The sequence below is a fragment of the Neobacillus vireti genome, from assembly GCF_001026695.1.
Classification (GTDB): domain Bacteria; phylum Bacillota; class Bacilli; order Bacillales; family Cytobacillaceae; genus Neobacillus; species Neobacillus vireti.
On the sequence record NZ_LDNB01000013.1, the window covers coordinates 30,264 to 50,689 of the forward strand.

The window sequence follows — 20,426 nt, forward strand, 5'->3', positions numbered from 1 at the left end:
GCTTCGGGAAATTACATCCCGAAGCCGATTTCGGCAAACACCATCCGGTCCTTGCCGTTGATATCATTAACAACTTCTACCCTAACATCTGGGAAAGAATCCCTAAAAAGCTCCGCGACCGCTTCGCCCTGACCGGCACCAATTTCGAAACAGACGAGCGCGGCCGGTGCCAATACCCGTGGCAGCTCACTCATAAAGCGGCGGTAAAAATCCAAGCCATCCGCGCCAGCGAACAAGGCCCGGTGCGGCTCATGCTCCGTCACCACCTCGGACATCGTCTCAATATCACCAACCGGAATATACGGCGGATTCGAAACCACCACATCCAGCTTAACGCCCCGATCCATAAACGGCGCCAGCAAATCCCCCTGAACAAACTCAACCTCCGCCCCTAGCCGCGCAGCATTCTCCCGCGCCACCACAAGCGACCGTTCAGAAATATCAGTGCCTGTAATTTGGGTGCCGTTTTTGGTGCCTGACACCCGCCGTGGACATTTGTCCGCCCCACGTGGACACTCGGTGCCTGACACCCGATGTGATTCTATTTCTAATTTCAAGCTGATGGCGATGGCACCGCTGCCTGTGCCGATATCGGCCAGTACCAATCCATGCCGGCCGCTAAAAAGCCGTTCTATCCGTTCGAGTGTTCCTGAGACAAGCTCCTCGGTCTCTGGCCTAGGTATCAGTACCTCTTCATTGACGAGAAACGACCGGCCGTAAAACTCCTCGGTGCCGATGATGTATTGAATCGGCATACCTTGACCATGTTCGCGAACAGCCTCCTCGAATGCCTCCCAAACCGCCGGCGTTACCTCCTCACGTAAATTCGCAAACAGCTGCGCCCGTGACATCCCGGTGAAATGGCGCAGCAAGAGCTCTCCCGCATTTTCATCCCGACCTGACCCGCTTAAAAAAGAAGAAGCCCATTTCAGAGCTTCAAATACTTTCTTATTCATTTGAGGCACTTTCCAGTCTGCGCGCTTGATCGTCCATAATCAAGGCATCAATCACATCGTCGAGCTTTCCTTCTAACACCTGGTCGAGCTTCTGAATCGTTAAGCCGATCCGATGGTCGGTCACGCGGTTCTGCGGGAAGTTGTAGGTGCGGATCCGCTCCGAACGGTCACCGGTACCAACGGCCGATTTCCGCACCTGGTCGTATTCCGCCTGGGCTTCCTGTTGGAACTTATCATAGACGCGGGCACGTAATACCTTCATCGCCTTGTCTTTGTTTTTGTGCTGTGATTTCTCATCCTGACACGAGACCACAATCCCGGTTGGAATGTGTGTTAACCGAACAGCTGACATGGTCGTGTTAACGGACTGTCCGCCGGCGCCGCTAGAGGCAAACGCGTCAAAGCGGATATCCTTATCGTGGATTTCCACTTCTACTTCTTCTGCTTCCGGCAAGCATGCTACCGTTGCTGTTGAGGTATGGATTCTGCCGCCTGATTCCGTTTCCGGTACACGCTGAACCCGGTGAGCGCCATTCTCAAACTTCAATTTCGAGAATGCACCTGTTCCATTTATCATAAAAATAATTTCCTTGAAGCCGCCAAGACCTGTCGGGTTGGCATCAATGACATCCGTTTTCCAGCCCTGTGCTTCTGCATAGCGGCTGTACATGCGGTAAAGCGTACCAGCAAACAACGCCGCCTCTTCGCCGCCGGCAGCACCGCGGATTTCAAAGATAACGTTTTTGTCATCGTTAGGATCCTTTGGAATTAGAAGAATTTTCATGCGCGCCTCTAATTCTTCAATTTGTGCTTCCAGTTCGTTTACTTCTTCCTTCACCATTTCACGCATATCGGCATCAAGCTTATCATCGAGCATGGTCTTGGCTTCTTGAAGCTGTTCACGAACCTCCTTATATTGGCGGTACGTTTGTACGGTCTCTTGTATATCAGCTTGTTCTTTTGAATATTCACGAAGTTTTTTTGTATCATTAATAATTTGCGGGTCGCTCAAAAGTTCGTTCAACTTTTCATAGCGATCTTCCACGGATTGAAGACGATCAAACAAGTTAATTCACCTCAGTTTTTAGTGCATAACAGTATAATTATAGTATAGGTAAAAAGCGCCGTCAAAACCAAATTGCTGGGAGAAAATTTTTTAGGGGATTTTTTTTCAAAAAAAGTAACACTGACACTGGCCGCAAAAAAAACATGCCCTAAAAATCAGAGCATGTTATCGGCGATCTTCTTTTACGCGCACTTCGATATGATATCGCGGTATTGCCTGGATGAGTTTTCGGTGAAGACGTGCCTCAGCGTCGACCTTTTTCTCGTCAGATAGCATTCCTTTTTTATTAACGGAAACCCACATCCGGTCGCCGTTTATCCAAACAGAGTCGGCAACAAATTCATTTGTACCTGCAATCACTTGCTTCGCTTTGTCAATATCGTTGCCCTGATTTCCTGCACCGGCCTCTCCGCCGCTTCCCGTTCTCTCAAGGTCAAGGAAGTTCGGATTTTGGTTGGTAATATCATCTTCCACAAGGTGCTGCTGATCCTTTCCGCGGTTAGACATATAATTAGGAGCGTTCCGATCTGTCCGCAAGTCATACGCCTCTTCATTTGCACCGCGATTGTTATTCTGACACCCACTCAACATAAACAACATAATCACCATAAGAAACATCCACTTCTTCAGTATCAACACCTCCTAATACTATCATGCCCATCTGAAAATTGAATCTGCCCAGTGAAATCCTTCCAATAGAAAAGGGATTTAGGGTGTCAGGCACCGCTCGTGGACAAATGTCCATCCCATGTGGACACCAACTCGTTCAGAAATAAAAAAAGACATTGTCCATTCCACACGGACAAATGTCTTTTTTGGGTGTCAGGCACCACATAAACTCAATCTCACCAACTTATCTCACCGGAATGGCTTTGGGGACTTCGTGGTGGTGACGGCAGCGGGGCTCGTAGGCCTCGGATGCGCCGACTAAGATGACTGGGTCATGGTAGGATGCGGGCCGGCCGTCAATTAGGCGCTGGGTTCGGCTTGATGGTGAACCGCAAACGGTGCAGACTGCCTGGAGCTTCGTAACTGTTTCCGCAACTGCCATTAATGGCGGCATTTGTCCGAATGGTTCGCCGCGGAAATCCATGTCAAGACCGGCGCAGACGACGCGGTGGCCGCTGTCCGCCAGCTGCTGCACAACCCGGACAATACCTTCATCAAAAAACTGAATTTCATCAATCGCAATGATGTCGATATCCGCTTCAACATGTTGAAGAATTTCTAAAGAATGGGAAATAGGCTTCGCCTGAAAAGAAGAGCCATTATGGGATACTACAGATTGCTCGCTGTAGCGATTATCAATTCGAGGCTTAAACACAGCTATTTTTTGTTTGGCAAATTGAGCACGCCTGACCCGGCGGATCAATTCCTCCGATTTTCCAGAAAACATACTGCCGCAGATAACCTCAACCCATCCGCTTTGTTTCATTAAATACATAAACGGCGTTTCCTCCTTAGCAAATCCTTTTAGATCTATTATTATGATTAGAATTTTTCAAAATAAAAAACAGGCAAGAATATTGCTTTCTTGCCTGTTTTGAGCGATTATTGCTGCTGATTCTTAAGGCCGTATTTTTTGTTGAAGCGGTCAACACGTCCGCCAGCTTCAGCGAATTTTTGACGTCCAGTATAGAATGGATGACATTCTGAACAAGTTTCAACACGGATTTCCTTTTTCACTGAACCAGTTTCAAAAGTATTTCCGCAAGCGCATGTCACCGTTACTGTTTTATAATTAGGATGAATTCCTGCTTTCATTCTTTTCATCTCCTTCCGCCCTGAATCTTTCGAAACAGAGTTAGCTAAAGTGCTTGTCTGTCGACGAGCACTGAAATACTTATAGCACACTGCAACAATTATAACAAGGGATATCTGTTTTTGCAAGGTGGGACTTTCAGGAAAAGTAGTTATTTTTTTAAAAAGGCTGTGTTAAAAGTGAATGTTGATTTCCGTTCCAGGCGCTTCGCTTTCCGCGGGGCGGGCGGTGAGCCTCCTCGGCGAATCAAGCGCCTGCGGGGTCTCACCTGTCCCGCTGCTCCCGCAGGAGTCTCGCGCCCTCCACTCCAATCAACATTGTGCTCAAAATCAACAATGTTCTTTAACTCTAAAAAAGAAAACTCTCCTTTTCCTGAAAAAATGTTCTTTCGGTGGAAAAAACCACACCGCTTGTCCCAAAATCCACCGTTTTTACGAACGGCGGCCCTTCAATTCCTCACCGAGCTGGGCAAAAAATTCTTCATTCGACTTCGTTTGTCGTAATTTTTTCAAGAAGCGTTCGGCAAAGTCTGGTGAGTCTGACATTGACTTCCGAATCGCCCATAATTTATCCAAATGATCCTTCGGAATAAGCAATTCTTCCTTACGCGTTCCGGAACGGCGGATATCAAGCGCAGGGAAGATACGGCGCTCAGCAAGCTGGCGGTCCAGATGCAATTCCATATTCCCTGTACCCTTAAATTCTTCATAAATGACATCATCCATACGTGAACCCGTATCAACTAAGGCCGTTGCGAGGATCGTCAAGCTGCCGCCTTCTTCAATATTACGAGCCGCACCGAAGAAACGCTTCGGACGGTGGAAGGCTGCCGGGTCAATCCCCCCGGAAAGTGTCCGACCGCTTGGCGGAATCACCAAGTTATAGGCACGAGCCAAGCGGGTGATGCTGTCCATCAAAATGACGACATCGCGTTTGTGTTCCACTAGGCGCATCGCCCGGTCAAGCACAAGCTCAGCTACTTTAATATGATTTTCAGGCACTTCGTCAAACGTCGAGCTGACGACATCGCCGGCAACCGAACGTTCAATATCGGTTACTTCTTCGGGACGCTCATCGATTAACAACACAATCAGCTCAACATCCGGATGATTCGTAGTAATACTGTTGGCAATTTCTTTCAATAGCATTGTTTTACCCGCTTTTGGCGGAGCAACAATTAAACCCCTCTGGCCAAAACCGACTGGTGCGACAACATCCATAATCCGAGTTGAAAGATGCTTTTGCGTTGTTTCAAGCTTCATTTTTCTGTTTGGATAAAGGGCAGTTAACGCTGGGAAATAGACGCGCTCTTTCGCCGATTCCGGATCTTCCCCGTTTACTGCTTCTACGTGCAACAGCCCGTAATAGCGTTCATTTTCCTTCGGTGGACGAACCTTACCGGAGACTTTATCGCCGTTACGCAGGTCGAAGCGGCGGATTTGCGATGCCGAAATATAAATATCCTCAGAACTTGGCGAATAATTAATTGGCCGCAAGAACCCGAATCCTTCAGATTGAATGATTTCAAGTACGCCTTCCATGAAAAAGTAACCCTGCTGTTCAGCACGAGATTTTAAAATCGCAAAAATTAATTCTTTTTTCGTTAATTTGCTGTAATAGGTCACTTTATATTCACGTGCGAGTTCATAAAGTTCCTTCAGCTTCATATTTTCTAAACTTGAGATTGTTAACTCCATTTGTGCACCACACTTTTAAATTTTTCCATCAAATCCGCTCGTTTAAAAGAACGGGTGATTTTCTTTGAATCGTCTTTTTTATGAGAGTAGAGGAATTGAAAAAGAAGTAGAAAGAAATGAATAGAATTGCAGAAATTATTAATAATAAAAACAATTACTATTTTACCCCTTGTACAAAAAATTAATCAACTCATTTTTTCAAAATCCTCTATTGGAAATTTTCTCTGGAAGGAAAACTCTTGGAGAGATCGGAAGTTTCTCTATTTTTTAACTGGTGCCTGACACCATGCCAGTGTCAGGCACCACAAACACCTACAGCACCAAGTTCGGTTTTTTCTTCAGGCTGTGACGGCCTTCGATAAAACGGACCGTTCCTGATTTTGCGCGCATAACAACGGAGTGTGTAGAACCGTATGAGCCTTTAAATTGCACACCTCGGAGTAGTTCTCCATCGGTAACACCTGTTGCCGCAAAAATAGCATCGTCGCCCTTGACCAGGTCGTCCATGCGGAGGATTCGATTGACATCCAAGCCCATTTTCAAACAACGCTCAACCTCGGCATCACTTTGCGGTAATAGTTTCCCCATTATTTCACCGCCGAGACATTTCAAGGCTACCGCCGCTAGGACGCCCTCCGGAGCACCGCCGGAACCAAAGAGAATGTCAACGCCGGTATTATCGAAAGCGGTGTTGATGGCTCCAGCGACATCGCCGTCGTTAATCAGCTTTATCCGAGCACCGGCTTCACGAAGCTGGGCAATAATATGTTCATGGCGCTCGCGGTTTAGAACGGTTGCCACGACATCCTCGATATCCTTATTTTTTGCTTTGGCAACTGCTTTAAGGTTGTCTAAAACGGATGCGTTGATATCAACAAGTCCGACTGCTTCTGGTCCAACTGCAATTTTTTCCATATACATGTCGGGGGCATGAAGCAGGTTGCCATGGTCAGCGACAGCCAGTACAGCTAAGGCATTCCAGCCGCCTGACGCTAAAATATTCGTGCCTTCAAGCGGGTCAACGGCGACATCGACACGCGGACCGTAGCCTGTTCCAAGCTTTTCGCCAATATAAAGCATCGGTGCTTCGTCCATTTCCCCTTCGCCAATGACGACCGTTCCTTTCATTGGAACCGTGTCAAACACATCGCGCATCGCTGAAGTAGCAGCACCGTCGGCTTCATCTTTTTTGCCGCGGCCCATCCAGCGGGCTGAAGCAAGAGCTGCTCCTTCTGTAACGCGGACTAGCTCCATTGTTAAACTTCTTTCCATTGATCTCCAACTCCCGTTTTCTCTATTACAACCTTCAAAACTTGCTTTTTGTCTAGTCTAGCAATACCGAACTGGGTACAAGCCCCGTTTCACGGGCGCTTTTCTATCTAGTTTTTTCAACCTCGCCAGCACTGGCCATATTTGTCCGATAATCGCTCGTCTACCTAAGTATTTAATAGTCTCGTCTTGCACTGGCCGTATTTGTCTGACTGGTGCCAGAATCTACGTATTTTTTAGCTGCTCGACCTCATCCTTTGTCAATGCTTCCCGCCAAACCGTGGCACCAAGGCCATTTAACTTTTCTTCGAGATTGCTGTAGCCGCGGTCAATATGCTCGAGCCCGGTTACTTCGGTAATCCCCTCAGCGATCAGGCCGGCAATGACAAGTGCTGCGCCTGCTCTTAGGTCGCTTGCTTTCACTTTGGCCCCTTGAAGCTGAATCGGGCCATTGATGATGGCGGAGCGTCCTTCGACTTTGATATTCGCATTCATTCTTCTTAGTTCATCAATATGCTTGAATCTTGCACCGTAAATGGTGTCGGTAACAACGCTTGAGCCAGCGGCCTTTGTGAGGAGAGTCGTAACTGGCTGCTGCAGGTCTGTAGGGAATCCCGGATAGACGAGCGTTTTAATATCAACCGCTTTCAAATCAGCAGATCCGCTGACAAACACCTGATCATCGCCCGATTCGATTTGTACACCCATCTCGCGGAGCTTGGCAATTAATGATTCTAAGTGCTGCGGGATGACATTGTCGATTAAGACGCCTTCCCCAATCGCAGCCCCAATAATCATATAGGTACCTGCTTCAATCCGGTCCGGGATAATCGTGTGGCGGCATCCATGCAGGGTATCGACACCATCGATGCGGATGACATCGGTTCCGGCTCCCTTAATTTTTGCACCCATATTGGTTAACAGTGTGGCTACATCAATGATTTCCGGCTCTTTCGCGGCATTTTCAATGATGGTCCGTCCTTTGGCTCTGACTGCGGCCAGCATAATATTGATGGTCGCTCCCACACTGACGACGTCAAGGTAAATCCGGGCGCCGCGGAGCTCGTCGGCACGTAAATAAATCGCACCCTGCTCGTTCGTTATTTGGGCGCCGAGTGCTTCAAAGCCCTTAATATGCTGGTCAATCGGTCTCGGACCTAGATGGCAGCCGCCTGGCAGGCCGATGACTGCCTTTTTAAAGCGGCCAAGCATCGCTCCCATTAAATAATAGGATGCACGCAGCTTTTTCACTTTACCGTTCGGCAGCGGCATGGAAATCATCGTTGCTGGGTCAACGGTCATTTCATCATCGCTAATTTCGACCTTTCCGCCGATTTCCTCGAGCAAGTCCTTGAGGATTTCAACATCAGAGATATCCGGCAGACCTTCAATCGTCACTGGTGATTCCGCTAAAATGGTTGCAGGAATTAAGGCAACGGCACTATTTTTCGCTCCACTGATACGAACAGTCCCCTTTAACGGATATCCGCCCGCAATTTTTAGTTTTTCCATTTCCGACTCCCTTCCAAGCCCTATTCAAGTATGTATGGTTGATGGAATGGATCCTTTTTGGTAAGTGCAATCATTGACAAAAAAGATTGCACTTACGATTTTATAAAAAGATCCTAGTCCCAAACAGGCTTTAGGTATATTTTTCCAACACCAAAAGTCAAATTCCGACAGTTTGTCTATTCTTTAGTTTACACGAAAATTCTAATTTCATGTATCGATATTAAAAAAATTTACACGAAAATGGAAAAAACAAAGAAAAACTTAAGCGTTTGTGTGATTATTCCAATCTTTTAGGAAGCCTTCCATGCCTTTGTCGGTCAATGGATGCTTGGTTAACTGCTCAATGACTTTATAAGGAATTGTGGCAATGTGTGCACCTGCCATTGCTACACGCGTTACATGGTCAGGATGGCGCACAGATGCAGCAATGATCTGGGCATCTAAGTTATGAATACGGAATAATTCTGCAATTTTAGCTACTAATAGTACACCATCTTCAGAAATATCATCTAGACGTCCTAAGAATGGTGAAACATATGCCGCACCTGCACGGGCAGCTAATAGTGCTTGGTTGACAGTGAAGATCAGGGTTACATTGACTTTAACACCCTTTTTTGCAAGATAACGTGTAGTCTCTAAGCCCGCTACTGTCATTGGCACTTTAATGGTAACTTTTTCATCGCCGCCATTAATTTTGATTAGTTCTTCCGCTTCTGCGATCATTTGTTCAGCTGTTTCAGCATATGGGGATACTTCTGCAGATACAGATTCCACTTCTGGTACCGCTTGAAGAATTTCCTCGATGCGGTCTTCGAATTTCACACCTTCTTTTGCAACTAAAGAAGGGTTTGTTGTTACACCAGATAAAACGCCCATTTTATAAGCCTTTTTAATATCCACTAGGTTTGCTGTATCAATGAAAAATTTCATTTTGTTTTTCACTCCCATTTTTCGACTAAATTTTTAAATTTCTGTTTACACACTGAAACCGTCCTCGTGTTAAGGACGGTTTCATTTTATCATATTTAGAGCAAACAACAAAAAATGCTGGCATCTGCCTGCGGGTTTGTTATGCTCTGCCTGAAGAACCGAATTCGCGCATTTTGCCGATTACAGTTTCTTTAATAGCATCGCGAGCTGGGCCTAAGTATTTACGTGGATCATATTCGTTTGGTTTTGCGGCTAACACTTCACGCACCGTCTTCGCTGAAGCGATTTGGTTTTCTGTGTTTACGTTGATTTTTGCTGTTCCAAGCGAAACGGATCTTTGGATATCCTTTGTTGGAATTCCAGTTCCGCCATGAAGTACAAGCGGCATGCCTGTAATCTTGCCGATTTCCTCCATTTCAGCAAAGCCAAGGTTTGGTTCGCCTTTGTAAGGACCATGGACAGAACCTAGTGCAGGTGCAAGGCAATCAATGCCAGTGCGCTTCACAAGCTCTTCACATTCTTTCGGATCCGCATAAATAACACCTTCAGCGACAACATCGTCCTCTTGGCCGCCTACAGTTCCAAGTTCTGCTTCAACCGAAACACCTTTAGAGTGTGCATAGTCAACCACTTTTGAAGTGATTTCGATATTTTCCTCAAATGGATGGTGTGAAGCATCAATCATAACAGAGGTAAAGCCTGCATCAATGGCTTCTTTACATTTTTCGAAGCTTGAACCATGATCAAGGTGAATAGCCACAGGAACTGTGACATTATAATCTTCCATTAACCCTTCAACCATTTTGACAACGGTTTTGAATCCACCGATATAACGTCCTGCCCCTTCAGAAACACCAAGAATAACTGGTGACTTTTCTGCTACGGCAGCCTGAAGAATCGCCTGTGTAAATTCTAAATTATTAATGTTAAATTGCCCAACAGCGTAGCCTTCCGCTTTTGCTTTGTTCAGCATTTCTTTCATTGAAACTAAAGGCATTTTTCTTCCTCCTTAATTTAGGTTGCTATCATTTCGAAACAGGGCTTTCCATAGTAAGGTTTTCCCTCAATTTTACTGATTATGTATACAGTAAAAATGATAGGCAGCCAGTAAAAATTTTCATATGTATCATACCAAATCAACGGAGGAAATGCCATTAATCAGCCAGCGTTTTAGAAATTGTCATAATGAAAGCGCATCCATATCTCGACATTTTAATAAACCTTCATTTTACATACTGCTAAATGAATGTTTTTCAGTCCGATTGGTTTAGTTGGCCTTTTGCGGAATATGTTTTCTTACGGCAGCACGGATATCATCAATGTCAAAAGGTTTGGCAAAATGAGTGATTGCCCCCAGATCCTTCGCTTCTTGAATCATATCCAATTCGCCGTAGGCGGTCATGATGATTACGCGGATATCCGGGTCGATGACCTTCATTCTTTTTAAAATTTCAATTCCGTCCATTCCCGGAATTTTCATATCGAGCAGAACTAGATCCGGATCATGCTTTTTGACAATGTCCAGCGCCTGAATTCCGTTGGCCGCTTGAAAAGTTTGATATCCTTCCTTTTGGAACACCTCGTTCAACAAAATTCGAATACCAAATTGATCATCAACGATTAAAATTTTCTCCTTCATTCATTCCACCTCTTCCGATTAATTAGATTCACTATTTGTAGATATTTACACCTATACACACTTGTAGTTATTCTCCTTCAGTTCTGAAAAATCCTGCCTGAATTTTGACAGATTGGGGAAATATCCTTTTATTTTTGAATTCGCTGTAAAACGACTATAATGATAGTGCGTAAAGGAGGATTTAGATGTTAAAAATGTTTACGACTCAATTAACCGGCTTGTTTAAACGGATCGAAGAAAAGGGAGAATTTTCGTTTGAGGACGGTGCCCGTTTGTTGGCGCAAGCGCCCGTTGGAGACGGCTCCATCTATATTTTTGGCACGAAGGAAATGAAGGCGGTCGAGCTTGAAGCCTTCGAAGGAGCGGAGCCGTTCAAAGGGGTCAAACGGATAACGGAAGCGGAGTTGAGCGATGCCGACCGGGTGTTGATTTTTTCCCGAACCTCCGCCGATGAAGACGCTGTTACAGTTGCGGCCGAGCTGCAGGAAAAGGGTATCCCCTTTGTGGCGGTATCCACCGTAATCGAGTCTGCTGAAGCTGATTTGGCGGAAATGGCGGATGTTCACATCGATTTGCGGCTGACCAGAGGCCTGCTTCCGGATGATTTCGGAAACCGCTACGGATACCCTTCTTCCATGGTCGCATTATTCGTCTATTATGGCTTAAAATTTACGATTGACGAGATTTTAGCGGAATATGAGGAGTAAAGCAGATACTTTTTTGAAAAACGGCCGTAAAAGAGGCCGTTTTTTTAGGTTCATTACGGTCTTGATAAAGGGGTAAAAATGTTTTGGCTACTTTTTTAGGGGTTTTGGCTATTTTTCTTATAGTTTTGGCTACTTTTTAGAGGGTTTTGGCTACTTTTCGGAGAGTTATGGCTATTTTTCAAAGGGTTTTGTCTATTTAGACATTTACTGGAAAAATTCAAAGACGAAAAAGGACCAACCCTCACCAAAGATATGGGGTTTATCCATTTAGACTTTTCTTACCAAAAAAAGACCAGCCCCCAACCAAGGGGAACTGGTCCAACAAAACTTTTATTTTTCAATAGTCGCTTTGATAAAGTCGTGGAATAGCGCTTGAGGACGCGTAGGTCTTGAGACGAATTCCGGATGGAACTGGGAAGCCACGAACCATGGGTGGTCGGCTAGTTCGACAATCTCGACTAATCGGCCATCTGGGCTTGTTCCGGAAAAAATGAATCCGGCCGCTTCCATTTCTTGACGATAATGATTGTTAAATTCATAGCGGTGGCGGTGGCGCTCGTAAATAACCTTTTCTTCATAAGCAGCAAACGCCTTCGTTCCTTCAAGCAAACGGCAAGGATAGAGACCTAACCGCAATGTACCGCCTAAATCCTCGACATCCTTCTGCTCTGGAAGTAAATCAATGATCGGATGAGTCGTTTCTGGAACAAATTCAGCGGAATGCGCATCGGAAAGTCCGAGCACGTTGCGCGCAAATTCAATCGTCGCCAGCTGCATCCCCAAACAAATCCCAAGAAACGGCTTCTTCTGCTCACGGGCATAACGGGTCGCTTCGATTTTCCCTTCGATGCCGCGGTCGCCAAAGCCGCCCGGCACAAGGACGCCGTCCACGTCATTCAATAACTCCGCCACATTTTCCCGCGTCACGTCATCAGAATTAATCCATTTAATTTCGACATCAGCATCAAAGGCATAGCCGGCATGTTTCAGCGCTTCAACTACTGAAAGATAGGCATCCTGAAGCTCAACATATTTACCGACAAGGCCGATGCATGTTTTCCCTGAAAGGTTTGTAACGCGGTCGACAAGCGCCTTCCATTCCGTCATTTCTGCAGCCGGATAATCCAATTTCAAATGGTCGCAGACGATTTGATCCATATTTTGTTCTTGCAGCGCAAGTGGAATCGAATAAAGGGTATCGGCGTCCTGACATTCAATCACCGCTTTGGCATCAATATCGCAGAATAAAGCAATTTTATCTTTCATGTCCTGCGGAACAGGCATTTCCGTCCGCACGACGATGATATTTGGCTGAATTCCGAGACTGCGCAGTTCTTTTACACTGTGCTGGGTCGGCTTCGTCTTCATTTCACCGGCTGCCTTAATGTAAGGAATCAGCGTGCAGTGGATGTACATGACATTATCGCGGCCGATATCACTTTTAATTTGGCGGATTGCCTCTAAAAACGGCAGCGATTCAATGTCGCCGACAGTGCCGCCGATTTCAGTTATCACAACATCGGCATTCGTTTCTTTTCCGGCGCGGAAGCAACGGTCCTTAATTTCATTGGTAATATGCGGAATAACCTGTACGGTTGCACCTAAATAGTCACCGCGGCGCTCTTTGCGCAACACTGTTGAATATATTTTACCTGTTGTCACATTGCTGTACTTGTTAAGATTGATGTCGATAAAACGCTCATAATGCCCTAAGTCCAAGTCCGTTTCCGCACCATCATCGGTTACGAACACCTCACCGTGCTGATAAGGGCTCATCGTTCCCGGGTCAACGTTAATATAGGGGTCGAATTTTTGAATCGTTACATTCAAGCCGCGATTTTTCAATAAGCGCCCTAAAGAGGCTGCGGTAATCCCTTTTCCTAGTGATGAAACGACACCGCCTGTTACAAATATATACTTAGTCATTAAATCTTCCTCCTCCATTACAGTTTGTACATTATTCGGATTGTTAAAGAATTTTTTCATAAAATTTATTCTACCCAAACCCGTAAAAAATGAAAAAACTCCGCCGTTAAAAGGGAGTTTTTCAAAATAAAAAACGCTCCACTCGCGATTGCAAGGGAGCGCATTTAGCTAAATAATGATTCGTTCCTTTTTTAAGGAGCCCAAACAAGATGATACAAGGGGGAGATTAAAATGTCAAGCAGCTTATCAGTCCTCTTCATCTTCCTCAATCTCTTCTTCTTCATCCAGGTCTTCATCAAGATCTTCGTCTTCATCAAGATCGAATTCTTCATCCTCTTCAATGACATCTTCATCGTCATCTTCGTCAAATTCGTCGACTTCGTCCAGATCAAGATCTTCTTCATCATCAAGAAGATCGTCTTCCTCGGCAAAATCATCGAGCTCGTCATACTCTTCCTCTTCGATTTCATCGAAGTCTTCGAGTTCTTCTTCATCAACAACCTTTTTCGCCTTTTTCTTCTTAGGCTTCACAACGGTTACGACTTCTTCCTCTTGTGTATCAATTGGATACCAGAGGCGAAGTCCCCAGCGATTCTCTCCTAATGAGAGGAAGCGGCCGTCTATATTCATGTCGGTATAAAATTGTGCCAATCTAGCGCGAATTTCTTGTTCAGAAATATCGGAAGCTGATTGAATCTCACTGACTAAATTACTAAAGGAGATTGGCTGCTTGCTATTTTTTAAATATTCATAAGCCATTTCGATGAGGGATAACTCTTGTAATTCCTCTTTTGAGTATTGTTTTAAACTCAATATTGGCACTTCCTTCCGCTTGTCTATCAAAATACATATTCTTCATTATAAACAAATTCTTCTCGTTTATGCTAGTGCTAGCAATTGTTTCCGCTGATTATTTCTTAATCTGTTTCATCATGATTATGATTCTTCTTTTCTTTAAACTTTTTTGTTTCTTTAATCGTGATGACAAGAAAGAAAATCGCCAGCAGCAGGAATGAGATTGCACCTAATTGCATTTCATATAAATAGTATAATGGCCAGGCAAAAATTATTAAAACAATAATCATATAACTAACCTTCATCGTCCCCACCTGCCTGTTATCTCTCGAAGTTTGTAATTTAGTTAGTTTGATTATATAAAAAAAATCAAGAATTTAACATCTTCTTGTTTAAAAAACATGGCTGTGTTAAATGAGAATGTTGATTTCCGTTCCAGGCGCTTCGCTTTCCGCGGGGCGGGCGGTGAGCCTCCTCGGCGAATCAAGCCGGGGTCTCACCTGTCCCGCTGCTCCCGCAGGAGTCTCGCGCCTTTCACTCCAATCAACATTGTACTCAAAATCAAAAATGTTCTTTTACACAGCTAAAAACATAAAAGACAATGGCTATGGGCAGCCATTGCCAGTTTTTCATTACATATTCCTGCGATACTGGCCGCCGACTTCGTAAAGTGCCTTGGTGATTTGCCCGAGGCTTGCGACTTGGACGGTGTCCATTAATGCAGCAAATATATTGCCGCCGCTGACCGCTGCTTCTTTCAAGCGCTTCAAGGCATCAGCCGACTCCCCGCCATGTGCCTCCCAGAAGGCACGCAAATTATTGATCTGCAATTCCTTCTCCTCTTGTGTTGCCCGAGCAATCTCCATATTATTCACGTCATCCTCGGAAGGCGGATTTGGGTTCAAATACGTATTAACGCCAATAATTGGCAATTCGCCGGTATGCTTCTTCATTTCGTAATACATGGATTCATCCTGGATTCTGCCGCGCTGGTACTGCGTTTCCATTGAACCTAGGACACCGCCGCGGTCATTCAAACGTTCAAACTCCTGGAGAACAGCATCCTCGACAAGTTCCGTCAACTCTTCCACCACGAAAGAACCTTGAAGCGGATTTTCATTTTTACTTAACCCATGCTCCTTGGTAATAATCATTTGAATCGCCATTGCCCGGCGCACCGACTCCTCAGTCGGAGTCGTAATCGCTTCATCATAAGCATTCGTGTGCAGGGAATTACAATTGTCCTGTAAGGCCATCAGCGCCTGCAAGGTCGTGCGGATATCATTGAAATCAATTTCCTGGGCATGCAGCGAGCGTCCCGATGTCTGCACATGATATTTTAATTTTTGGCTCCGCTCGTTTGCGCCATATTTATCGCGCATCACCGTTGCCCAAATCCGGCGGGCCACCCTGCCAATCACCGTGTACTCCGGATCCAACCCATTCGAGAAAAAGAACGACAGGTTCGGTGCGAAATCATCAATGTTCATCCCGCGGCTCAAGTAATACTCGACATAGGTGAAGCCATTTGAGAGCGTGAACGCCAGCTGCGAAATCGGATTCGCTCCTGCCTCGGCAATATGGTAGCCGGAAATCGAAACCGAATAATAATTGCGCACTTGATGGTCGATGAAATATTGCTGGATATCCCCCATCATTCGTAAAGCAAATTCTGTTGAAAAAATACACGTATTCTGGCCTTGGTCTTCTTTCAAAATATCGGCCTGCACCGTACCGCGCACCGTCTTCAATGTAAAGGCACGGACGTCCGCAAATTCTTCCACCGTTAACACGCGGCCAAGCTCTGCTTCCTTCTTTTGCACCTGCTGGTCAATCGCCGTATTCATGAACATCGCCAAAATAATCGGCGCCGGGCCATTAATCGTCATCGACACCGATGTCGACGGGTGGCAGAGGTCAAAGCCGGCATAGAGTTTTTTCATATCGTCGAGCGTACAAATGCTGACACCGCTCTCGCCGACTTTTCCGTAAATGTCAGGACGGTAATCCGGGTCTTCTCCGTACAAGGTCACCGAGTCAAACGCCGTACTCAGGCGTTTCGCGTCATCATCTTTCGATAAATAGTGGAAGCGGCGGTTTGTCCGTTCCGGTGTCCCTTCGCCGGCAAATTGCCGTTTCGGATCCTCCCCTTCACGCTTGAACGGGAATACCCCGGCCGTATAAGGGAACGAACCCGGCACATTTTCTTGGTACACCCAGCGGAGGATTTCCCCATAATCCTTATAGCGCGGCAAGGCCACTTTCGGAATATCGAGGCCTGATAGGCTTTTTGATTTTAGCACCGTGATAATCTCTTTATCACGGATTCTCGTCACGAATTTTTCACCTGAATAGGCGGCTTTCGTTTCCGCCCACGTAGAGAGGATTTTCCGCGACTCCGCTGTCAGCAAGTCTTCCGTTTCCTGTTTAACGGACTCTAAGGCAGCGACGACTTCCGGCTGCTCCTTAACTGCATCCAAAGCACCTTCAAGCTGGAATAATTTCCGGGCAATATTCGCCTGTGCTTCCGCTTTCTTATGATAACCGCGCACCGTTTCCGAGATCTCGCGCAAATAGTAGCGGCGGTCAGTTGGAATAATCACATTTTGCTTTTCAACTTTTGCATGCTTCGAAAAAGAAGTCAGCCACTCCGCCGCCATCTTTTCATTGACTTTTTCCACTAACGCCGCAAACAAGGCGTTTGTGCCCGGGTCATTGAACTGACTGGCAATCGTGCCATACACCGGCATTTCCGATGGGTCTTTTTCAAACAGCATATGGCTGCGCTGATATTGTTTCTGCACCTGGCGCAATGCATCCTCCGAGCCCTTGCGCTCGAATTTATTAATGACAATCAAGTCAGCAAAGTCAATCATATCAATTTTTTCAAGCTGCGACGGCGCCCCGAATTCACTCGTCATCACGTATAAGGAAACATCACAGATTTCCGTGATTTCGGCATCCCCCTGGCCGATCCCGCTCGTTTCCACGATGACAAGGTCAAAGCCAGCCGCTTTCGTCACTGCGACCGCATCTTTAATCGCCAGCGACAGCTCACTCTTTGAATGCCTGGTCGCGAGGCTGCGCATATAAACGTTCGGCGAGAAAATAGCATTCATGCGGATGCGGTCACCTAACAAGGCTCCCCCTGTTTTCTGTTTCGTCGGGTCAACCGAAAGAATCGCCACTTTTTTATCCGGGAGCTCGTTGATAAAGCGGCGGATCAATTCGTCTGTTAACGAGCTTTTCCCCGCGCCGCCCGTTCCCGTGATTCCGACCACTGGAATTCGTTTCTCAAGTGACTTCACTTGTTCTAGGACTAGCTCAGCTGTTGCCGCCGCCTCGTTCCTTTGATCGACATGAAGTTCGGCTAAGGTAATCAGCTTGGCAATCGCGTTAACATCGCCTGAAGGCAGCTTTTCGATTTGCTCGGCCGGATCAAGCGGAACCGTCGAAAAATCACACTCCGCAATCATCCGGTCAATCATTCCCTGAAGTCCCATCGTCCGCCCGTCTTCCGGCGAGAAAATCCAGGCAATCCCGTACTCGTGAAGCTCGGCAATCTCCCTTGGAATGATAACCCCGCCGCCGCCGCCATAAATGCGGATATGCGGTGCCCCTTTTTCCTTGAGTAAATCGTACATGTATTTAAAGTATTCCACGTGCCCGCCTTGATAAGAAGAAATCGCAATCCCCTGGACATCCTCTTGAATCGCGGCGTTCACCACTTCCTCCACTGAGCGGTTATGCCCAAGGTGGATGACTTCGGCCCCGCTCGCCTGCAGAATCCTGCGCATAATATTAATCGAAGCATCATGGCCATCAAATAAACTCGACGCCGTCACAAAGCGGATATGATGCTTTGGCTGGTAAGTTCCCATCGTAATCCCCCTTTTTGAAAAAACTCTCGTTTACCTGTTCGTACTTTTATTTAGGCTTGTTAAAAGTGAATGTTGATTTCCGTTCCAGGCGTGAGCGGTTCGCGGGGCGGGCGGTGAGCCTCCTCGGCGAATTGCGCGCCTGCGGGGTCTCACCTGTCCCGCTGCTCCCGCAGGAGTCTCGCGCCTGAAACGTAGAGCAACATTGTGCTTAAAATCAACAATGTTCTTTAACACAGCATTTATTTAAAAACGAATCTCATCCCACTTTTGCTAAACGAATCTCGTTCCCGCTTTTATTAAAACGAACCTTTTGTAAAAATGAACTTCGTTCGCCGCTCGCGATTTTGCCTACTTTTGCGGAACCTCTTGTGATGCCGAGACTTCACTGCTAATTCCCGATAACAAAATTTCGGTCTGCAATGCAATATATTCTTCGAGCGTAAATAATTTCCGTAATGCCCAGCGGCGGAAGCCCCACATTTGCCCCTGGACAAAAATATTATGGGCGATGATATCGACCTGTTTTTCCGTTAGTTTCAGTTCGCCGTTTTCGACACAGCGGGTGAGCAGGTCCGCAAACATCGCCACCATTTCCATTTCCTTTTTCAACACATACGGAAGGGCGTCCTTCGAAAGTGACTTCACTTCCTGATACATCACCAATACCTCGGCCTGCATTTCATCCATCACTTGAAAAAAATTGGCGATCCCCAGCTTCAAACTCGCAAGCGTCCCAGATTTCAAGGAGAGGTCCTGCTGCAGGCGCTCGCTGACATGGTCATAAATGCTGTCACAAACAAGATAAAGGACGTCTTCCTTTGTGCGAATATATTCGTAAAGCGTCCCGATGCTGAAGCCGGCCGCCTTGGCAATTTCCCTCGTCGTTGTCCGGTGGAAGCCCTTTTGTTTAAAAAGGGTGACGGCTCCTTTGATCATTTGATCGCGCCTCTTTTGCACGAGACGTTCGTCTTTGACTGATGCCTGAACTTCTCGTTTTTTCATCATTTAGTGATCATTCTCGAGATAACGAGACGCTGAATTTCTTGTGTTCCCTCATAGATCTGCGTGATTTTCGCATCGCGCATGAATCTTTCAACCGGATAATCCTTCGTATAGCCATAACCGCCAAACACCTGAACCGCTTCGGTGGTTACCTTCATCGCCGTGTCGCCGGCTAACAGTTTCGACATCGCCGATTCTTTTCCGTACGCCAGGCCGTTTGATTCAAGCCAGGCAGCTTGATAGGTTAATAGTCTTGACGCCTCGATTCCTGTCGCCATATCAGCCAGCTTAAAGCTGATTCCCTGCTGGGCGGCGATTGGTTTGCCAAATTGGTGGCGTTCTTTCGCATAATCAACCGCCGCATCTAAGGCACCTTGGGCAATTCCCACGGCTTGAGCAGCAATCCCGTTGCGGCCGCCGTCAAGCGTCATCATCGCAATTTTAAAGCCTTCGCCTTCTTCGCCAAGGCGGTTAGCGACTGGAACCTTGCAATCTTCAAAAATAATCTCTGTTGTCGGCGAGGACCGAATCCCGAGTTTCTTTTCTTTTTTGCCGACCGAGAAGCCTGGGAAATCACTTTCGATAATAAATGCGGTTGTGCCCTTTTGCTTGCTGGATGGATCCGTTAAGGCAAAGACAACATAAATATCGGCCACGCCGCCATTGGTGATGAAAATTTTTGAACCGTTGAGGACGTAATGGTCGCCTTCTAAGCGGGCCGTCGTCCTCATTCCGCCTGCATCGGAGCCGCTCCCAGGTTCGGTTAAGCCATAAGCGCCGATTTTTGCGCCCTCTGCCATTGGGCGGAGGTAGGTTTGTTTTTGCTCCTCGCTGCCAAATTTGTAAATCGGCCAGCCGGCAAGGGAGGTGTGCGCGGAAAGAAGGACACCTGTTGATGCGTCAACGCGGGACAGCTCTTCCACGGCGATACAATAAGCAAGATAATCGCTGCTGATGCCGCCGTACTCTTCCGGCCACGGAATTCCTGTTAAGCCAAGCTCAGCCATTTTGTCAAAAATCTCACGGTCAAAGCGTTCTTCTTCATCACGCTCGGCCGCCGTCGGTGCTACTTCGTTTCGCGCAAAATCCCGCACCATTTTACGTATCATTTCATGTTCTTCGGATAGTTTAAACTGCATTTTGATTGCCTCCTCTTATTAAAAAAACGCATTCTACAAATTTGAGCTGATATTGTACAAAATTAGGACGTTATTCTACAAATTTATGTGATGATTCTACAAAAATAAGTACCCATTCTCCAAAAACAAGTCCTTATTCAACAAT

18 protein-coding genes are annotated in these 20,426 nt (G+C 46.3%); 1 reads left to right on the top strand and 17 read right to left on the bottom strand.

From position 1 onward, the window contains the following. Positions 1 to 11: 11 nt before the first annotated feature. The 11 genes from prmC to AA980_RS16585 all read right to left on the bottom strand — a co-directional run bounded on the left by prmC (position 12) and on the right by AA980_RS16585 (position 10,831). Positions 12 to 956, bottom strand: coding sequence for a peptide chain release factor N(5)-glutamine methyltransferase (gene prmC / locus AA980_RS16535; RefSeq protein ID WP_024030588.1), 945 nt, complete (start codon positions 954 to 956; stop codon positions 12 to 14). Then, the gene (gene prfA / locus AA980_RS16540) at positions 949 to 2,022 is read right to left on the bottom strand and encodes a peptide chain release factor 1 (RefSeq protein WP_024030587.1); all 1,074 of its coding nucleotides are present in this window, start codon (positions 2,020 to 2,022) and stop codon (positions 949 to 951) included. Before prfA ends, prmC begins: the two co-directional genes overlap by 8 nt. Before the next feature lie 165 nt (positions 2,023 to 2,187). Continuing rightward, positions 2,188 to 2,658 carry a hypothetical protein gene (locus tag AA980_RS16545; RefSeq protein ID WP_152681171.1) on the bottom strand — a complete coding sequence of 157 codons (471 nt, stop codon included), beginning with the start codon at positions 2,656 to 2,658 and terminating at the stop codon, positions 2,188 to 2,190. Positions 2,659 to 2,875: 217 nt separating this feature from the next. Then, a complete protein-coding gene (locus tag AA980_RS16550; RefSeq protein WP_024031296.1) occupies positions 2,876 to 3,466 on the bottom strand; it encodes a thymidine kinase in 591 nt (196 codons plus the stop codon). Between the two features lie 107 nt (positions 3,467 to 3,573). Further along, positions 3,574 to 3,786, bottom strand: a complete 213-nt coding sequence (gene rpmE / locus AA980_RS16555) for a 50S ribosomal protein L31 (RefSeq protein WP_024031297.1) — start codon at positions 3,784 to 3,786, stop codon at positions 3,574 to 3,576. 429 nt (positions 3,787 to 4,215) lie between these two features. Next, a complete protein-coding gene (gene rho, locus AA980_RS16560) occupies positions 4,216 to 5,481 on the bottom strand; it encodes a transcription termination factor Rho (protein WP_024031045.1) in 1,266 nt (421 codons plus the stop codon). A gap of 312 nt (positions 5,482 to 5,793) precedes the next feature. After that, positions 5,794 to 6,753 (bottom strand): class II fructose-bisphosphatase, encoded by a 960-nt coding sequence (gene glpX, locus AA980_RS16565; protein ID WP_024031046.1) that lies wholly within the window; start codon positions 6,751 to 6,753, stop codon positions 5,794 to 5,796. 222 nt (positions 6,754 to 6,975) lie between these two features. Continuing rightward, positions 6,976 to 8,262, bottom strand: a complete 1,287-nt coding sequence (locus tag AA980_RS16570; RefSeq protein WP_024031047.1) for a UDP-N-acetylglucosamine 1-carboxyvinyltransferase — start codon at positions 8,260 to 8,262, stop codon at positions 6,976 to 6,978. 261 nt (positions 8,263 to 8,523) lie between these two features. Next, positions 8,524 to 9,192 (bottom strand): fructose-6-phosphate aldolase, encoded by a 669-nt coding sequence (fsa, locus tag AA980_RS16575; protein WP_024031048.1) that lies wholly within the window; start codon positions 9,190 to 9,192, stop codon positions 8,524 to 8,526. 139 nt (positions 9,193 to 9,331) lie between these two features. Beyond that, positions 9,332 to 10,189, bottom strand: coding sequence for a class II fructose-bisphosphate aldolase (locus AA980_RS16580; protein WP_024031049.1), 858 nt, complete (start codon positions 10,187 to 10,189; stop codon positions 9,332 to 9,334). Between the two features lie 270 nt (positions 10,190 to 10,459). Then, a complete protein-coding gene (locus AA980_RS16585) occupies positions 10,460 to 10,831 on the bottom strand; it encodes a response regulator (RefSeq protein ID WP_024031050.1) in 372 nt (123 codons plus the stop codon). 185 nt (positions 10,832 to 11,016) lie between these two features. On the opposite strand from AA980_RS16585, the gene AA980_RS16590 reads away from it, so the two are divergent. After that, positions 11,017 to 11,538, top strand: a complete 522-nt coding sequence (locus AA980_RS16590; protein ID WP_024031051.1) for a DUF2529 domain-containing protein — start codon at positions 11,017 to 11,019, stop codon at positions 11,536 to 11,538. Between the two features lie 330 nt (positions 11,539 to 11,868). Here the strand turns inward: AA980_RS16590 and AA980_RS16595 are convergent, their stop codons facing one another. From AA980_RS16595 to AA980_RS16620, 6 genes are all read right to left on the bottom strand, one after another. Continuing rightward, positions 11,869 to 13,464 carry a CTP synthase gene (locus AA980_RS16595; protein ID WP_024031052.1) on the bottom strand — a complete coding sequence of 532 codons (1,596 nt, stop codon included), beginning with the start codon at positions 13,462 to 13,464 and terminating at the stop codon, positions 11,869 to 11,871. 246 nt (positions 13,465 to 13,710) lie between these two features. After that, on the bottom strand, positions 13,711 to 14,277 hold the full coding sequence (gene rpoE, locus AA980_RS25860; protein ID WP_024031053.1) for a DNA-directed RNA polymerase subunit delta: 567 nt from the start codon (positions 14,275 to 14,277) through the stop codon (positions 13,711 to 13,713). Positions 14,278 to 14,381: 104 nt separating this feature from the next. Then, positions 14,382 to 14,564 (bottom strand): hypothetical protein, encoded by a 183-nt coding sequence (locus AA980_RS16605; protein WP_024031054.1) that lies wholly within the window; start codon positions 14,562 to 14,564, stop codon positions 14,382 to 14,384. A gap of 327 nt (positions 14,565 to 14,891) precedes the next feature. Next, positions 14,892 to 18,140 (bottom strand): fused isobutyryl-CoA mutase/GTPase IcmF, encoded by a 3,249-nt coding sequence (gene icmF / locus AA980_RS16610; RefSeq protein ID WP_024030726.1) that lies wholly within the window; start codon positions 18,138 to 18,140, stop codon positions 14,892 to 14,894. Between the two features lie 348 nt (positions 18,141 to 18,488). After that, positions 18,489 to 19,142: a TetR/AcrR family transcriptional regulator gene (locus AA980_RS16615; RefSeq protein ID WP_034723428.1), complete on the bottom strand. Its 654-nt coding sequence runs from the start codon at positions 19,140 to 19,142 to the stop codon at positions 18,489 to 18,491. Continuing rightward, positions 19,142 to 20,281: an acyl-CoA dehydrogenase gene (locus AA980_RS16620; RefSeq protein ID WP_024027295.1), complete on the bottom strand. Its 1,140-nt coding sequence runs from the start codon at positions 20,279 to 20,281 to the stop codon at positions 19,142 to 19,144. The genes AA980_RS16615 and AA980_RS16620 overlap by 1 nt, the downstream gene beginning before the upstream one ends. Between the last annotated feature and the right edge of the window lie 145 nt (positions 20,282 to 20,426).

Coding starts and splice junctions, on each gene's coding strand:
- prmC (WP_024030588.1), bottom strand. CDS start 956: ATGAATAAGAAAGTATTTGAAGCTCTGAAATGGGCTTCTTCTTTTTTA.
- AA980_RS16550 (WP_024031296.1), bottom strand. CDS start 3,466: ATGTATTTAATGAAACAAAGCGGATGGGTTGAGGTTATCTGCGGCAGT.
- rpmE (WP_024031297.1), bottom strand. CDS start 3,786: ATGAAAGCAGGAATTCATCCTAATTATAAAACAGTAACGGTGACATGC.
- rho (WP_024031045.1), bottom strand. CDS start 5,481: ATGGAGTTAACAATCTCAAGTTTAGAAAATATGAAGCTGAAGGAACTT.
- glpX (WP_024031046.1), bottom strand. CDS start 6,753: ATGGAAAGAAGTTTAACAATGGAGCTAGTCCGCGTTACAGAAGGAGCA.
- AA980_RS16570 (WP_024031047.1), bottom strand. CDS start 8,262: ATGGAAAAACTAAAAATTGCGGGCGGATATCCGTTAAAGGGGACTGTT.
- fsa (WP_024031048.1), bottom strand. CDS start 9,192: ATGAAATTTTTCATTGATACAGCAAACCTAGTGGATATTAAAAAGGCT.
- AA980_RS16580 (WP_024031049.1), bottom strand. CDS start 10,189: ATGCCTTTAGTTTCAATGAAAGAAATGCTGAACAAAGCAAAAGCGGAA.
- AA980_RS16585 (WP_024031050.1), bottom strand. CDS start 10,831: ATGAAGGAGAAAATTTTAATCGTTGATGATCAATTTGGTATTCGAATT.
- AA980_RS16590 (WP_024031051.1), top strand. CDS start 11,017: ATGTTAAAAATGTTTACGACTCAATTAACCGGCTTGTTTAAACGGATC.
- AA980_RS16595 (WP_024031052.1), bottom strand. CDS start 13,464: ATGACTAAGTATATATTTGTAACAGGCGGTGTCGTTTCATCACTAGGA.
- AA980_RS16605 (WP_024031054.1), bottom strand. CDS start 14,564: ATGAAGGTTAGTTATATGATTATTGTTTTAATAATTTTTGCCTGGCCA.
- icmF (WP_024030726.1), bottom strand. CDS start 18,140: ATGGGAACTTACCAGCCAAAGCATCATATCCGCTTTGTGACGGCGTCG.
- AA980_RS16615 (WP_034723428.1), bottom strand. CDS start 19,142: ATGAAAAAACGAGAAGTTCAGGCATCAGTCAAAGACGAACGTCTCGTG.
- AA980_RS16620 (WP_024027295.1), bottom strand. CDS start 20,281: ATGCAGTTTAAACTATCCGAAGAACATGAAATGATACGTAAAATGGTG.